Here is a 15,327-nt window from a genome sequence, read left to right on the forward strand (position 1 = left end):
TAAAAACGGCCACGTTGAAGCAATAAAAAAAACCCGCTCTGTTGCCAGAGCGGGTTCGTTTTCAGCTTTTCAGCCAGGTCTTAGCTTTCGGCGTCGGCATTGCCGGACGATTCAGCGGCGGCCATGGCGGCGCGCAGTTCGGCGCCCTTGGAACCGCGCGTCGAGTTCATCGAACGCTCGACGATACGGGCCGACTTGCCACGGCGATCGCGCAGGTAATACAGCTTGGCGCGACGGACAACACCGCGGCGCTTGACTTCAATGCCTTCGATCAGCGGCGACAGCAGCGGGAACTTGCGCTCAACGCCTTCGCCGAACGAGATCTTGCGGACCGTGAAGGTTTCATTGATGCCGGCGCCGGAACGGGCGATGCAGACGCCTTCAAAGGCCTGGACGCGCTCGCGCTCGCCTTCCTTGATCTTGACGCTGACGCGCAGGGTGTCGCCGGGCTGGAATTCGGGGAAGGTCTTGGAGCCGCGCATTTTTGCGACTTCTTCGGCCTCGATCTTTTGCAACAGGTTCATGTGAACCCTCCTAATATTATGAACGCTTCACGTTCGTTGAGGCTTATTTGCCTTTTAGCTGTGATTTGGAAAGATAAGCGGCCCAGAGATCGGGACGCCGTTCCTTCGTGGTTGCCTCTCTTTGCGCCTGACGCCACTTCGCAGCTTTCTTGTGATCGCCGTTCAGCAGCACTTCGGGGATGTCGAGGCCCTCGAACGTCCGCGGTCTTGTGAACTGCGGCTGCTCCAGGAGTCCATCCTCAAAGCTCTCATTATCGAGACTGGCCTGTGCGCCGAGAACCCCCGGAATAAGCCGCACCACCGCCTCGATTGTCACCATCGCCGCCGCTTCCCCGCCCGCAAGGACGGCATCGCCGACGCTGATTTCTTCGAACCCGCGGCTATCAAGCACCCGCTGATCCACCCCTTCAAACCGTCCGCACAGGACAATCAGCCCTGGGCGAGTGGCCCATTCCTTGACCTTCGCCTGCGTCAGGGGCCTGCCGCGTGCGCTCATATAGACGAGAGGGCGATCATTAAGCTCCATCGAATCAAGAGCTTGTGCGATCACATCCGCTTTGAGGACCTGGCCGGGGCCACCGCCCGCGGGGGTATCGTCAAGAAAGCCGCGCTTATCGCTTGAAAAATTACGAATGTCCAGTGTTTCCAAGGCCCAGCGCGCAGATTCTTTCCACGCCGTGCCGATCAGCGACACGCCGAGCGGCCCCGGAAAGGCTTCGGGGAACATGGTCAGGACGGTGACTTCATAGGGCTTGGCTTCGGACATGCGCGCTCTATAACCGCAACGCGGGCAAGAGTCACCCGGCCCGGCGGCGATCCAGTTCGTTTTTCGCCGCGCTCCACGTCGCCACGCAATAGGGCGTGAAGTAATTCAGGAAGACATGCGCCCAGGCGACCGGCAGGCCATGCAGGACATTTTCGCCCTGATTGATGATATTGAGAAGGGTGCCGATCGTCAGCGACACCTTAAGGGCATTAACCGCGATACGCCGGCTGAAAGCCACCCGCCAGAATTCATTCATCCTATCGCCCCAAAAAGCCGGAAACCCTCCCCACCGCAGGCAGGGAGGGATCCAAGAGGTGTATTACCGCTTGAGGCGCAGGGTCAAGCCCACGGTGCGCGGCTGACCAAGGAAGGCCTTGTAGCTGCCGGCCTGGAAGGGCGCCGAGAAGGCAACCTGATAATAAAGTTCATCCGTAAGGTTCTGGCCCCATAATTCCAGCGCCCAGCTCTCATCCGGTGCGCCGATGCTGAGGCGGCCATTATAGAGCGTGTAGGCCGGCTGAACCTTGATCGGCGCCAAGTCGGAGCCGGTGTTATAATCACTGTTATACTTGGCGCTGAACGTGGCAGCAAAACGATAGCCGCCGATTTCCCGCATGTAGTCGAGACCATAAACGCCCGACCAGCGCGGCGCGAAAGACGCCGTGCCATTGGCCAGCAAGGGCACGCCGGATACGGCTTCCGGACCGAAGACGGCTTCGTCATAGGTCAGGCCGGCGTTCAGCTTGAAATCACCGACCAGATAGCGGCCCTCGGCTTCGACCCCCTGGCTTTTCAGGTGCGGCACGGAGTTGACGACGAAATTGGTGCCCAGGAAGGTATTGAGCTGGAAGTTGCGGAAGCTTTCGTCGAAGGCCGCCACATCAATCGCCAGACGCTTCGCCAAAAACCGGCCCTTGAAACCGATCTCGACCGATTGCGAGGTTTCGCGCCTGAACGACGAATCCGTATCGGCCGTGAAATCGGCCTTCTGTTCGCGGTCGAGATTGAAGCCGGCGCCTTTCCAGCCCGTGCTGTAAGAGGCATAGGTCATGATGGTCGGCGTCGCCTGCCATTTCAGCTTGAGCGAGCCGGTGGTGGCGTCATCGCTGTTCTTCTGGGCCAGGGTCAGGTCGTTGAAGGCGGGGTTCGACCACGGCTGGCAGATGACGCTTTTCGATCCCGTTGTGTTGGCGCAGGCGACGCCATCATCGCTGTTGGTGAAGACCGAAGTCAGGTTCTTGGTCTGGTGGTTATAGCGCAGGCCACCCAGCAGGGAGACGGTATTGCTGATGAACCATTCGGCATGACCGAAAATCGCCGTGTTGCGTTCACGCTGGCGGTAGGTGTCGTGATTGCCCTGCCCTTGCACGAAGGATTGCCCCACCGGCAGACCGGTCAGTTCCGACACGCGGTTGATATTGGCGCCGGCGCTCAGCAGCAGGCCAAGATAGGATTCATAATCGGCGCCATAGAGGGTTTCGTCATGGCGCGTCAGGTCTTCCGAATTGGCGTACAAGCCGGCCATCCATTCGAACCGCTCACTCTTGCCGTTCAGGCGGATTTCCTGCGACCAGGTATCGATCCGGTTGCCGAAACCACCGTTGGGATCGCGGTAATAGACATCTGCCGAGGTGAAATCGCCGTCATAACCATTGGTGTGATCCCAGTGACGATAGGCGGTGATCGAGGTGAGTTGGACATTATTGGCCAGGCGCAGGTCCCATTGCGCCGACAGGCCGGAATCGACCAGTTTCTGGTCGGTCCGGCGGTTGGACCAGGCTTCTCGGCCTTTCGGATCGACCACCGGAGCCGTGCCGTCATCGGACGCCAGTTGATCGATATAGGGGCGGGTGCCGCCGATGGCGATGGCCGTACCGACGCAGCACGATTCATCGCGCTTCGTGTAATCGCCGATGATGCGCAGGCGCGACCAGCCATCGCCGTCATACAGAAGCTGACCGCGAGCCGACCAGTAGTTCTGGTCGCCGTCGTCAGTTTGAGTGCGCGGCCCGTCGCCGACATGGACCTTGTACTGGCCGTCGCGCTGACGCTTCACCAGCGACAGCGAGCCAGCCCATTTATCGGCCAGCTTGCCGGTGATGTATCCGCTAGCGCCAAGCGTGCCCTGGTCACCGGCGGTCAGTTCAAGTGACGAATAGGGCGTGAACGACGGCAGCTTGCTGACCACCTGGATCACGCCGGCCGACGCGCCCTTGCCATAGATATCCGATTGCGGACCTTTCAGGATTTCAATGCGGTCGAGTACGCCGAGATCGCTCATCGCTGTCGCCGTGCGCGCGCGCGACACGCCGTCGATCACCACACCGACCGAAGAATCGAGACCGGGATTATCGCCCACCGTGCCGACGCCGCGCAGACGGGCCGTGGTCTGGGCCTCATTGGCGGTCGAGGTAATCAGCAGCGAAGGCGTCAGGGTCTGCATGTCCCTCAGGTCATGCGCGCCAGCCTTTTGTATCTGATCGCCGGAAACCACCGACATGGCGATGGGGGCGCGGCTCAAAGGCTCGGCCTTCTTTTGCGCGGTGACGATTATTTCGGTAGGTTCGGGTTCGGACTCTTGTGAAAACGCAGGGAAACTCAGCCCCGCCAGCAGTACGCCGGCGAGCGCCGTGCCCGTCAGGAGACGGCACGATAATGTTGAAATCATATTTGGCCTCTTTTGATAGCCCCATTTTTGGGGTCTATTGCCCCGCCGCCCTAAGCCTTTTGCGATGCCTTCGCAAGCGCATAAAAGTGTGCTCTCTATTTCTTTACGTTAGGTAAGTTTGCAAAACCTTGCGCATACAGGAATCGCGCTTTAAACGAAAAAGACGGTTTTCCGCGACTGTTGTCCGGAAAAGACAGTCCTGTTACCGAACGCCTGCCGAAACCTTAAGTTAAGCTATGCTTGCCAAATTGCGGGCCAGGGTTGTGACCAAAGGGGGAAATCACATGATCAGCAAATTGCGCCTCGCTATCCGTAACGACCTGGAAGCCGCCGAAGAGGCCCGCGCCTTTGGTTCTGGCTGGATCAGCGGCGTGCTCGGCCTGGCGCTCAGTGGGGCGGCGCTGCTCCTGCTGCTTAGCCAACAGTATCCGGCGTGGTTCTCGGTCAATGAACTCGACGCGGTTCACAAACACCCTTTCTATATGGCGGTCGTACAGGTCCTGACGCTTCTGGGCTTCGGCCTCGCCTGCCTGAACCTCGTCCTGCGGCGCAATAAAATCCTTGGCTTTACAGCGATCATCCTTGTGCTGGCCACTCTGTCAATCGGCGCGCTGGGCAGCCGCCAGCCGGGAACGGCGGCCGCGCTCAATCTCGGCATCGACTGGTTCGTGCTCAATCTGCTGCTCAAGGGCATGTTGTTCGTGCCGCTGGAAAAGCTGTTCAGCGGGGCGCACAAACAACCGCTTTTTCGCACGGAATGGCGCGAGGACCTGTTCTACTTCCTGATCTCCAGCCTGTTCGTACAGTCTATGGCCTTCCTGTCACTGGCGCCGACCCTTGCGCTGATGGAACAGACCGGCGGTTGGGCCGGCTTCCGCGCCGGGGTGGCCAGCCAGCCCTTCCTTATCCAGGTCATCGAACTGATGATCATTTCGGATTTCATGCAATATGCCTTCCACCGCTCGTTCCATGCCGTGCCTTTCCTGTGGCGCTTTCATGCCGTTCACCATTCGGCGCAGGCTATGGACTGGATGGCTGGTTCGCGGATGCACCTGATCGAAATCCTGCTGCTGCGCGGCTTTACCATTATTCCTATGTACCTGCTCGGATTTAGCCAGGGCGCGCTCTATTCCTATATCTTCTTCGTCTATCTCGTCTCCGCCTATGTCCATGCTAATCTGCGCTTCAATGACAAATGGCTGGCGCCCTTCGTGGTGACGCCGCGCTTCCATCACTGGCATCACGGAATCGAGAAAGAGGCGATCGACGTCAATTTCGCCGTTCATTTCCCGTGGATCGACAAGATTTTCGGCACGCACTACCTGCCGAAGGACGGCCATTGGCCATCGGGTTACGGCATCGGCGGCCATCCGGTGCCGAAGGGGTACTGGCGGCAGCTCATCTATCCGTTCCGCAAGGATCGCGCCCAGTGACGCCCTATGTCCTGATCATTCATGAGGTCGCCGATTATCGGGCATGGAAAGTCATTTTTGATCAGGCGGGCGGCATCCGCAAGGCAGCGGGCGAGACCCGCTATCAGGTGCTGCGCTACGATACCGACGCCAACCGGATCGTTCACTTCTCGGCCTGGTCATCACTGGCCGATGCGCGTCAGTTCTTTGAATCGCCGGAACTGGTGGAAATCCGAAAAGCGGCAGGCGTAAAGGCGCCGGATTTCATCTATCTGGAAGAAATTGAGCGCGGCAGTCTTTAACGAACGTGCAGTCCTAATTCTGACAGCAATTCCGCCGCCTGGGCGCGAGAAATGGTCGCGCCCTTGAACCGTCGGGCATCCTCCAGCCGGACGCCGCCGATATCGGTGCCGCGCAGATCAGCGCCTTCAAAACGCGCATCGGTCAGGATAGCGTCACGCAAGCTGCAATCCTCGAAGACCACGCCGCGAAAATCGCAGCGTTGCAGTTCACTATTGGTCATGTCGAGTGACTTGAGCGTCTGTTTGTTGAAGGCGAAATTGCGCAGCTTGGCGTCATTCAGGCGCGTTTCCTCAAACATGACATCGAGCGCCTTCGCGTCATTGAAATTGGCGCCGGTCAGCTTGCAGCGGCGGAACTGCGCCTGGGAGACCGTGGCGCCACGAAAGCGGCTGTTGTTGAAGTCACAGCCGGTAAAGCGGGATTCGACCAGATCGGCGCTAGTGAAATCGGCGTGCGGCCCTTTGCATGAGATAAACTGCGCGCCCTCCAGCCTGGCGCTGACGAATTTCGCCTTGCGGAACAGACACTGATCGAACACCCAGCCATTGAGGATCATATCGGACAAGTCAACCTCATCCAGTTCGCAGCCGATCAGGGTGACAGGTTCACCCTTATTGGCCAGCAACAGCACGGCATTACGGTCAAGGATTTGGTCAGTGATGGTGGTGAGTTCAGTGGTCATGTACGGTTACACCCAATAGAGGAAAGGGTGAGTTCATTTCTGAAATCACCCTTTAACGAGTATAATATTTAATTTTACAGTTTTGCCACTAAAGATGCCATTGTTGTACGCGCATTTGTAAGGTAATCCAACTTTACTTGTACGCGATGACCATTAATTGACTGCTTTCCAACCTGCACTTTCGAAAATGGCAAACCCTTTGCAAATGCAATAACACCGGTAGTTTGAAAGTCTCGTACTTCAACAAAGCCTTGTGCTGTCGTCGAAAAGTTGAAGATTTCAGGGTTTGATGTCAAAAGTTTTTCAACATCGTCTTCAATTTCGGCCAAGACAGCTGCATATGCAGACGCAGCCCCCATATATTGAGTGATCCGATTCTTTGCAATTAAATGAACTTTTGGCAAAGGTCTTCCCGCAGATTTTAGCTTAGTCGCAAAAGCATAGGCAGCATAAATTTCAGAAGGTAGCTTTAAACCATATACCAAAGAGAACGCATTTTGGATTGCTCTTCTAGAAGAATCGTCCGCCATAACCGGTAAAATTATCCGATTACATGCTGCAAGTGCAATTTGCGTGTAAAGGGAAAAGCTGGGGTTACAATCCATAAATATAATATCGTAATTGTCTTTAACTTGATCGATAAAATCTTTTATCCAATCTACAACTGCGATCCATGGATTCGAGCCAGGAATTTGATTGTTTGCCAGCGTATTAACCGCGTTTGCTTGCAGTTCTAGCAAAGGGTCTCCGCACACTAAATCTATGTTGTTAGAAATATTTTTGTTGTGCTTACTAGGCTTAGTTATAAAATCCACAGCACTGAATATAGGCGGGCTATATGGAGATGGTAAACGAAGCTGAAAATAACCACCAATACTACTACGTGGGGTCAATCCTTGTTGTGAAAGCAATTTTTCACTGCCCTTATTGTGCAGTCCGCCCAGTAAAAGTTCGGATAAATTTGCTTGAGGGCATACATCTATAACTAATATCCGACTGTTTGGATGAGTTTCCGCATATAGAGTGATGGATTGAAAGGCTAAGCTTGTTTTGCCCGTACCTCCCTTATTATTCCAAAAAGCATATATAGGCTTCATGATTGATTTCCTTAAATTGCCAAAAACGGCATAATTAGACAGCTTAATGTCTATTTTAGACTTTTGCAAGTCTTTTTAGGACCGTTGGCTAATTTTAGCTTTATATCACCGCACACGCTGTCGAGTTATGGGGTTGAGGGGTCCGAGCCCCCTCACCTTGTCCTGAGAAAGAAAAAGGCGACCCCATAAATGGGATCGCCTTTTTCTTTATTCAGAGAAGACGAAGGGGCCACAGGCCCCTTCACCCCATACCTAGTCGCGGCGCGGACGGCGCGGACGGCTCGAACGCTCGCCACGGTCCGGACGATCGCCGCCTTCAGCCGTTTCCAGCTCAGGCTCATCACCCGAAGCGATGCGGGCAGCGCGTTCTGCGGCCAGCTTTTCCGTCAGGTCTTCGCCAGTTTCCTGATCGACCACCTTCATGGACAGCTTCGTCTTGCCGCGATCGTCAAACCCTAAGAACTTCACCTTCACTTCGTCGCCTTCATTAAGAACGTCCGAGGTCTTGCCGACCTTTTCGTTCTTGATCTGCGAGATGTGGACGAGGCCGTCCTTGGCGCCGAAGAAGTTCACGAACGCGCCGAAATCGACGACCTTCACAACCTTGCCCTTGTAGATGGCGCCGACCTCCGGCTCCGAGGCGATCGACTTCACCCAATCGCGGGCGGCATCGATCTTCGATTGTTCCGAAGCCGAGATCTTGATGGTGCCGTCGTCGGCAATGTCGATCTTGGCGCCCGTCTTTTCGACGATTTCGCGGATGACCTTGCCGCCGGTGCCAATCACTTCACGGATCTTGTCGGTCGGGATCTTGATGGTTTCGATCTTGGGTGCAAATTCGCCCAGTTCTTCACGCGCACCGGAGATCGCCTTGTTCATTTCTTCCAGGATGTGCAGACGGCCTGCGCTGGCCTGGCGAAGTGCCTTGGTCATGATCTCTTCGGTGATGCCGGCCACCTTGATGTCCATTTGCAGGGACGTGATGCCGTTGATCGAACCCGCCACCTTGAAGTCCATGTCGCCGAGGTGATCTTCGTCACCCAGGATGTCGGACAGGATGGCGTATTCGCCGGACGGCTCAAGGATGAGGCCCATGGCAATACCCGAAACCGGCGACTTCAGCGGCACGCCGGCGTCCATAAGGGCCAGCGACGAGCCACAGACGGTCGCCATCGAGGACGAGCCGTTCGACTCGGTGATTTCCGAGACCAGACGGATCGTGTAGGGGAAATCTTCCGGGGCCGGGAGCATCGGGCGCACCGCGCGCCAGGCCAGCTTGCCGTGGCCGATTTCGCGGCGGCCGGGCGAACCCATGCGGCCGGTTTCACCGACGGAGTACGGAGGGAAGTTGTAGTGGAGAAGGAACTTCTCCTTGTAGGTGCCTTCCAGGCTGTCGATGAACTGCTCATCATCGCCGGTACCGAGTGTGGCAACGACCAGCGCCTGGGTTTCACCGCGGGTGAACAGGGCCGAACCATGGGTGCGTGGCAGGATGCCGACTTCGGACACGATCGAACGGACCTTATCGACGGCGCGGCCGTCAACACGCTTGCCGTGCTCGATGATGTCGCGGCGCAGGACGTCGGCTTCACATTCCTTGAAGGCGGCGCCGAAGATAGCAGCGTCTACGCCGTCAGGATTTTCTTCGGTCTTGACCAGCGAAACGGCGGCCTTGGATTTGGCAGCGCCAACGGCTTCGTGGCGCGGGTGCTTTTCCTGGATGGTGTAGGCGTCGCGGATATCCTGACCAACCAGGCCCTTGATCTTCGTGACGACGGCGGAGAAATCTTCGGCTTCAAACGCGAAGGGTTCCTTGGCGACGTGTTCGGCCATCTCGATGATGGCGTCGATCACCGGCTGCATGCCGCGATGCGCGAACATCAGAGCGCCGAGCATGGTGTCTTCCGACAGTTCCTTGGCTTCCGATTCCACCATCATGATGGCGTCCTGCGTGCCGGCGACCACGAGGTCGAGATCCGATTCCTTGATCTGGTCAACGGTCGGGTTCAGCACGTATTCGCCATCGATCAGGCCAACGCGAGCACCGCCGATGGGGCCCATGAAAGGCACGCCGGAGAAGGTCAGGGCTGCCGAAGCGGCAACCATGGCGACGATATCGGGATCATTTTCCATGTCGTGCGACAGGACGGTGCAGACAACCTGCACTTCGTTCTTAAAGCCCTTGACGAACAGCGGGCGGATCGGACGGTCGATCAGGCGCGAAACCAGGGTTTCTTTTTCCGAAGGGCGGCCTTCGCGCTTGAAGTAACCACCGGGGATCTTGCCGGCGGCGAAGGTCTTTTCCTGATAGTTGACGGTCAGCGGGAAGAAGTCCTGACCGGGCTTCGGCTTGCGGGCGTAAACGACGGTGGCCAGGACGGTGGTCTCACCGTAGGTAGCCAGCACGGCCGAGTCGGCCTGACGGGCAACGCGGCCCGTTTCCAGCGTGAACTTGCGACCAGCCCAATCGATGGATTTTCTTTTGATATCAAACATGTGTTTTCTTTCATTCGGCTCCGGAGCGGCCCCATGCCGTTCGGGAGGTGGCCGCTTATGTTTAAGCGGCGCGTGTAAGGGGCTATCGGTTCAAGCCCAGCGTATAAGCGAGATGCAGTCACCTCGCGGGGTGTATAAGCAGGCCGAAAGCTTCGGCCGGGGTGTATAAAACCGCCGGAATGGCGAGTAGTCTAAATGCGTAGAAGGGCCTGGAGTGAAACCCCAAGCCCTTTTTAGTTTCCGAAACCTAGCGGCGCAGATTGAGCGTGGCGAGGATAGCGGTGTAGCGGTCAGCGTGACGGTTCTTCAGGTAGTCGAGAAGACGACGACGTTGCGACACCATTTTCAGGAGGCCGCGACGGCTGTGGTTGTCCTTCTTGTGTTCCTTGAAGTGTTCGGTCAGGTTGGCAATGCGTTCCGTGAGGATTGCGATTTGCACTTCTGCGCCGCCCGTATCACCTTCGGTACGGGCGTGGGTCTTGATGACTTCTGTCTTGCGATCAGCGGTAATCGACATCGGGTTTCTCCTTATTGAGAAGCTATAGGTTCAATAGACGCGAGGGATGAAGTATCCCGCCGCGCAGTTCGCACAGAGCGAGAACCTGGCCGTTAAACACCGCCTGAACCGTATCCGGAAACTCAAGATAGCCGTCATCGAGACGGGCTTTCAGAGCCGCTTTCAGGGGTTCAATCTGGCGGGGCAGAAGGGCAAGGTCGCGTCCCTGCTTCAATCTTGCGGCCTCATCTTGCGTTACAGGCAGGCCCGGGATGTCGTCCAGTGCCGTCTCTACGCTAAGCAAAGCCTCAAGATGGGCGTTCCTATGCACTAATTCCTCAAGCTTTTCCAGTGTTATTGAGTCTTTTGTTTCAAAGGCGCCCACCGCTTCCCGGCGAAGCCTGGTGACGTGCCCGCAGACGCCCAACTCCAGGCACAGGTCGCGGGCGATCGAGCGGACATAGGTGCCCTTGCCGCAATGCAGCGTGAAGCTGGCGGTCTCGGTATCGAAAGCATCCAGCGTCAGGTCAAAAACCTCGATTTCACGGGCCTTCAGCTCGACCTCGACGCCGGCGCGGGCCAGGTCATAGGCGCGCTTGCCATCGACCTTGATGGCGGAAAAGGCCGGCGGCACCTGTTCGATCAGGCCGATGAACTTGGGCAGCAGGGTTTCGATGGCTTCCTTCGTGGGGCGGGCATCGGATTCAGCGGTGACGCGGCCTTCGGCGTCGTAACTGTCGGTGGTTTTGCCGAAGGTGATGGTGAAACTGTAGACCTTGTCGGCCTCCATCAGGTAGGGCACGGTCTTGGTCGCTTCGCCCAGCGCGATTGGCAGGATACCGGTCGCCAGCGGATCGAGCGTACCGGCATGGCCGGCTTTCTGCGCCTGGAACAGCCAGCGGATTTTCCCGACCGCCGAGGTCGAGGTCATTTCGAGGGGTTTGTCGAAACAGATCCAGCCGTGGATCGCTTCGCCTTTTTTCTTTCGGGCCATTCGGCTTCCTAATATGAAAAACAAGCAAGATACCCCACCACCACTCGTTTCACTCGCGGTCCCCCTCCCCAAATTTAAAGACAAATTCAGGGAGGTATAAGAAAACACGACTTCTTATACCTCCCTGAAAATCTTTGATTTTTGAGGAGGGGGACCGCGCCAAAGGACGTGGCGGTGGGGTTTCTTACTTAACTACTCTTCGTCCTCATCATCACGATGCAGGTCGCGGGCGATATCCGGACGCATGAACAGCGCATCGATGCGCGCCGCCTCATTGAAGCTTTCATCATGCAGGAAACGCAGTTCCGGCGTGAATTTCATCACGATATGGCGGCCCAGAACGCCGCGCAGGAATTTCGAATGCCGGTTGAGCGCATCGATCGCCGGGCCAATCTGCGCCTGGGTGATTGTGACGGCGCTTTCGCCCTTGGCGAGTCCCGCCCCCAGCGGTTCAACAAACACGGTGGCGTGGCGCAGATCATTTGAGCAGCGCACTTCGGTGACCGTGATCGAAACGCCCGCCAAAGCCTCGTCGTGAATGTCTTCCTCGCGCAGGATTTCGACCAGGGCGTGGCGCACCAGCTCACCGGCGCGCAACTGGCGCTGCGTCGGGCCAAGCTCCGCCGGCGCCCGGCCGTGGGTTTTACCTTTAAAAGAGTTCTGTTTCATCCGGTCCATATAGGCGTTTCTGATAATTTTTCTATTCAAAAATACGACGAGTACGCTATGCAGAGTAAAAGCCTACAATAAACAGGGGTAAACATGGCGACGTTCAAACCGGATTTCATCCCTCGCATGGAGGGGCTTGACGCCCTGCGCGGCTTCGCCCTGATGGGCCTGTTCCTGGTGCATATGCCGGAACTTTATGAACTCTACTGGGCGCACCCGACGACCGACCCGACCCAGCTCCTGTGGCACAACGCCATGTTCATCACCTTCGCCGGCAAGTCCTTTTCCCTGCTGGCTTTGTGCTTCGGCGTCTCCTTCTTCATCATCATGGACCGCGCCGCCAAACGCGGGGTCGATTTCACTGTCCGCTTCCTGTGGCGGCTGGCCCTGCTCGGCCTGATCGGCATTATTCACGGCCTGTGGTATCGCGGCGATGTGCTCGAAGTGCTAGCCCTGATGGGCGTCTTCCTCGTGCCTTTCTATCGCCTGAAATCGAACACCCTGCTGATCGTGCTCGGCGTCTTTTTCCTGCTCCAGCCGCTCCAGATCTTTCAGATATTCAGCGCGCTGAATGGCGCCGACTGGGCCAATAAAGCGCCCGGATTCTGGACCGCCACCACGCCGGACGCCTATCTCACCGGCAAGAGCCTGCTGGAAACCATCCGCATGAACTGGGTCGATGGCCACCCGTTCAAATGGTCCTTCATGTATGAATCCGGCCGCCTGAGCCAAATCCTCGGTCTGTCGCTGATCGGCATGGTGCTTGGCCGCGTTCATTTCTTCGGCCAGCCGCAACGCTTTATCCAGTTCCGCCTGATCGGTCTCGTCATTGCAGCAGTGGCTGCGCTCGGCCTGTGGTTCGGCAAGCCGGCGCTGGTGGCGCTGATGCCCACATCAGAAGCGATGTTTATGCCGCGCAGCCTGTGGGACACCATGCTTTCCGGCTGGTTCGATCTCAGCCTGATGACCGTGCTGATGCTTGGCTTCCTGGCGCTCTATTACAGTTTCGCCCACGGCCTGCTCAACCTGCTGGCGCCGGTTGGCCGCATGACCCTGACGCTTTACGTGGCGCAGTCGATCATCTTCGTGCCGGTGTTTTACAGCTTCGGTCTCGGTCTGCACGCCACCATGCTGCAATCGACTGCCGTGCTGATCGCCATACCGGCCTTTATCGCGCAGGTCATTTTCGCTCACCTATGGTTCCGGGCTTTCCTCTATGGGCCGCTGGAATGGCTGTGGCGCGCCGCAACCTATCTCACGGTTAAGGTGCCGTTTATCCGCAAGGCGCCCGTCGTCTGAATTTCGACGTGAAAAATTCTGTTGCTTTGCGATAATCTGAGTATCAACCTGCCCGTTCCGGCAGTGTCATAGTATTTAAAATGCCTGCATTATAAAGAGCTTCTGATCTTTATTGCAGCGCAACCGGCGTTTACCATGCACAAAAAAGTGATGCTGGTGCATGGACAGGTCTAAGCAGAAACGCACAGAATCAGTACCCACTATCCTACGCAGACATCACGACCCGTTAAGACAAAATTTACCGAAAAACGGCTTTCATAGGGTTAATTTTTTGACTTTCGGGAAAAATTAGCGTATTTGGTGTATTATAGTATCAGTGGAGTACCTGTTTTGGCTAAATATGTCCCGAACGACACCTTCGTTTTTGACGATACAGTTAAGAAAAATGAAGCGTCATACCTGGTAAGCTACACGCCCCTGCCTTCGCAATCCGAAGCAGACACAGGCCCGGCCGACTCGACCGAAAAGAAAATCCCCTTCGCCGTCACGCTCGCTGGCATGTTTATCGTGTGCAGCGCGGCCTGGGCCGGAATCGCCTTCATTATCTTTAAGCTTCTGGGTCATTGATCCGGGCCATTTTCCCGGAAAGCCCGCTTCAGTATATTTAAGATTAAGTCAGGCCACGATCAGCGGTTTACCAGCGCGTAGCTATAGGTTCTTATGAAGAATTTCTTTTTTTAACCCAAAAAAGCCGGATTCCGCAGCTTTTATGGGCATATTCGTTGCTGCTCCCTTTTTTCATAGAGCCAATAGCACCATGCAATCTTCGTCCAGCCAATCTATAGCTGTTGCTTGCTACGTTCCCGCGCCCTATATCTCCGGCTTCATGGCACGGCAGGATTTTGAGCGCCTCTTTGGTCTGCGCCCGGCGGAAACCCGTGAGTCAGTCGCCGATAACCGCAAGATGCCCTTTATCTATACGCTGGCCAGCCTGACCGTCTACTGCTCGATCTTCTGGGTCGCGGTCTTCAAAATCATCTTCTGATCAGCTAAAAACCACCGTCTTTGTGCCGTTGATAATCACCCGGCGCTCGGCGTGCCAGGTCACCGCGCGCGCCAGCACCCGCGCTTCAATATCCTGGCCGATGGCCACCAACTGCTCCGGCGTCAGGCCATGATGGACGCGCTGGACGTCCTGCTCGATGATCGGCCCCTCATCCAGATCCGACGTGACATAGTGCGCCGTGGCGCCGATGATCTTCACGCCGCGCGCATGGGCCTGGTGATAGGGCTTGGCGCCCTTGAAGCTCGGCAGGAAGGAATGGTGGATGTTGATGCACTTGCCTGACACCTTGGCCGACAGCTCATCCGACAGAATCTGCATATAGCGCGCCAGCACGACCAGATCGATCCCGTGTTCATCGATCAGGCCGAGGAATTGCGCCTCCTGTTCGGCCTTGTTGTCTTTCGTGACCGGCAAATAGACGTAAGGAATGCCGCTCCATTCGACCAGCGAACGCATGTCCTCGTGGTTCGACATGACGCAGGCGATATCAACCGGCAACAGGCCCGAACGCCAGCGGTAAAGCAGTTCATTGAGGCAATGGCCGAATTTGGAAACGGCGATCAGCACCTTCGGCTTGTCGGACAAACTATAAATGTCCCAGTCCATCGAGAAGCGGTGCGCGATCGGGTGAAAGCCTTCGCGCAATATAGCCATCGGCGGCATCCGCGAACCGGCTTGCTTGAAGACGACCCGGACATAAAACATATCGCCCATCGCATCGTTGAACTGGTTCGATTCAACGATCGAAATGTCGTTGTCATACAGATAGCCGGAAACGGCGGCCACAATACCGCGTGTATCGGGGCACTTGATGATCAGGACATAATGGGCGGGGTCGAAGTCTGTGGTGTCGAGCATGGGGAGGTTATAGGCGATAAACCTTGCAAAAAGTCAAAGGTTTCAAAAGAAAGAAAA

General features: G+C 56.6%; 16 protein-coding genes. 5 read left to right on the forward strand and 11 right to left on the reverse strand.

Translation table 11 applies throughout. From position 1 onward, the window contains the following. Window positions 1-80: 80 nt before the first annotated feature. The 4 genes from rplS to VL130_RS04595 form a co-directional block, all read right to left on the reverse strand. Window positions 81-524, reverse strand: a complete 444-nt coding sequence (gene rplS / locus VL130_RS04580; RefSeq protein ID WP_325361552.1) for a 50S ribosomal protein L19 — start codon at window positions 522-524, stop codon at window positions 81-83. A 43-nt stretch (window positions 525-567) separates the two neighbouring features. Further along, entirely contained in the window at window positions 568-1,290 is a 723-nt protein-coding gene (trmD, locus tag VL130_RS04585) for a tRNA (guanosine(37)-N1)-methyltransferase TrmD (protein ID WP_325361553.1), read from the reverse strand. 31 nt (window positions 1,291-1,321) lie between these two features. Next, window positions 1,322-1,546: a nitrate/nitrite transporter NrtS gene (gene nrtS, locus VL130_RS04590; RefSeq protein ID WP_325361554.1), complete on the reverse strand. Its 225-nt coding sequence runs from the start codon at window positions 1,544-1,546 to the stop codon at window positions 1,322-1,324. Window positions 1,547-1,609: 63 nt separating this feature from the next. After that, the gene (locus tag VL130_RS04595; RefSeq protein ID WP_325361555.1) at window positions 1,610-3,958 is read right to left on the reverse strand and encodes a TonB-dependent receptor; all 2,349 of its coding nucleotides are present in this window, start codon (window positions 3,956-3,958) and stop codon (window positions 1,610-1,612) included. A gap of 284 nt (window positions 3,959-4,242) precedes the next feature. Between VL130_RS04595 and VL130_RS04600 the strand changes: the two genes are divergently transcribed. Both VL130_RS04600 and VL130_RS04605 read left to right on the forward strand, forming a co-directional pair. Beyond that, on the forward strand, window positions 4,243-5,391 hold the full coding sequence (locus tag VL130_RS04600) for a sterol desaturase family protein (protein WP_325361556.1): 1,149 nt from the start codon (window positions 4,243-4,245) through the stop codon (window positions 5,389-5,391). Further along, on the forward strand, window positions 5,388-5,672 hold the full coding sequence (locus VL130_RS04605) for an antibiotic biosynthesis monooxygenase (protein WP_325361557.1): 285 nt from the start codon (window positions 5,388-5,390) through the stop codon (window positions 5,670-5,672). Before VL130_RS04600 ends, VL130_RS04605 begins: the two co-directional genes overlap by 4 nt. Here VL130_RS04605 and VL130_RS04610 read toward each other — a convergent pair. The 6 genes from VL130_RS04610 to rbfA form a co-directional block, all read right to left on the reverse strand. Beyond that, on the reverse strand, window positions 5,669-6,355 hold the full coding sequence (locus VL130_RS04610; protein WP_325361558.1) for a pentapeptide repeat-containing protein: 687 nt from the start codon (window positions 6,353-6,355) through the stop codon (window positions 5,669-5,671). The genes VL130_RS04605 and VL130_RS04610 overlap by 4 nt on opposite strands. Window positions 6,356-6,429: 74 nt before the next feature. Then, entirely contained in the window at window positions 6,430-7,452 is a 1,023-nt protein-coding gene (locus VL130_RS04615; RefSeq protein ID WP_325361559.1) for a ParA family protein, read from the reverse strand. Between the two features lie 252 nt (window positions 7,453-7,704). After that, the gene (gene pnp, locus VL130_RS04620; RefSeq protein WP_325361560.1) at window positions 7,705-9,948 is read right to left on the reverse strand and encodes a polyribonucleotide nucleotidyltransferase; all 2,244 of its coding nucleotides are present in this window, start codon (window positions 9,946-9,948) and stop codon (window positions 7,705-7,707) included. Window positions 9,949-10,195: 247 nt separating this feature from the next. Continuing rightward, window positions 10,196-10,465 carry a 30S ribosomal protein S15 gene (gene rpsO, locus VL130_RS04625; protein WP_325361561.1) on the reverse strand — a complete coding sequence of 90 codons (270 nt, stop codon included), beginning with the start codon at window positions 10,463-10,465 and terminating at the stop codon, window positions 10,196-10,198. A gap of 22 nt (window positions 10,466-10,487) precedes the next feature. Continuing rightward, window positions 10,488-11,438, reverse strand: coding sequence for a tRNA pseudouridine(55) synthase TruB (truB, locus tag VL130_RS04630; protein ID WP_325361562.1), 951 nt, complete (start codon window positions 11,436-11,438; stop codon window positions 10,488-10,490). 192 nt (window positions 11,439-11,630) lie between these two features. After that, window positions 11,631-12,107 (reverse strand): 30S ribosome-binding factor RbfA, encoded by a 477-nt coding sequence (rbfA, locus tag VL130_RS04635; protein WP_325362368.1) that lies wholly within the window; start codon window positions 12,105-12,107, stop codon window positions 11,631-11,633. Window positions 12,108-12,200: 93 nt separating this feature from the next. On the opposite strand from rbfA, the gene VL130_RS04640 reads away from it, so the two are divergent. The 3 genes from VL130_RS04640 to VL130_RS04650 all read left to right on the forward strand — a co-directional run bounded on the left by VL130_RS04640 (window position 12,201) and on the right by VL130_RS04650 (window position 14,391). Continuing rightward, on the forward strand, window positions 12,201-13,406 hold the full coding sequence (locus tag VL130_RS04640) for a DUF418 domain-containing protein (protein ID WP_325361563.1): 1,206 nt from the start codon (window positions 12,201-12,203) through the stop codon (window positions 13,404-13,406). Window positions 13,407-13,736: 330 nt separating this feature from the next. After that, window positions 13,737-13,973 (forward strand): hypothetical protein, encoded by a 237-nt coding sequence (locus VL130_RS04645; protein WP_325361564.1) that lies wholly within the window; start codon window positions 13,737-13,739, stop codon window positions 13,971-13,973. A 190-nt stretch (window positions 13,974-14,163) separates the two neighbouring features. Next, window positions 14,164-14,391 carry a hypothetical protein gene (locus tag VL130_RS04650; RefSeq protein ID WP_325361565.1) on the forward strand — a complete coding sequence of 76 codons (228 nt, stop codon included), beginning with the start codon at window positions 14,164-14,166 and terminating at the stop codon, window positions 14,389-14,391. Here the strand turns inward: VL130_RS04650 and purU are convergent, their stop codons facing one another. Continuing rightward, entirely contained in the window at window positions 14,392-15,270 is an 879-nt protein-coding gene (gene purU, locus VL130_RS04655; protein ID WP_325361566.1) for a formyltetrahydrofolate deformylase, read from the reverse strand. Window positions 15,271-15,327 lie beyond the last annotated feature (57 nt).

The sequence above is a fragment of the Asticcacaulis sp. genome, from assembly GCF_035497195.1.
Taxonomy (GTDB): domain Bacteria; phylum Pseudomonadota; class Alphaproteobacteria; order Caulobacterales; family Caulobacteraceae; genus Asticcacaulis.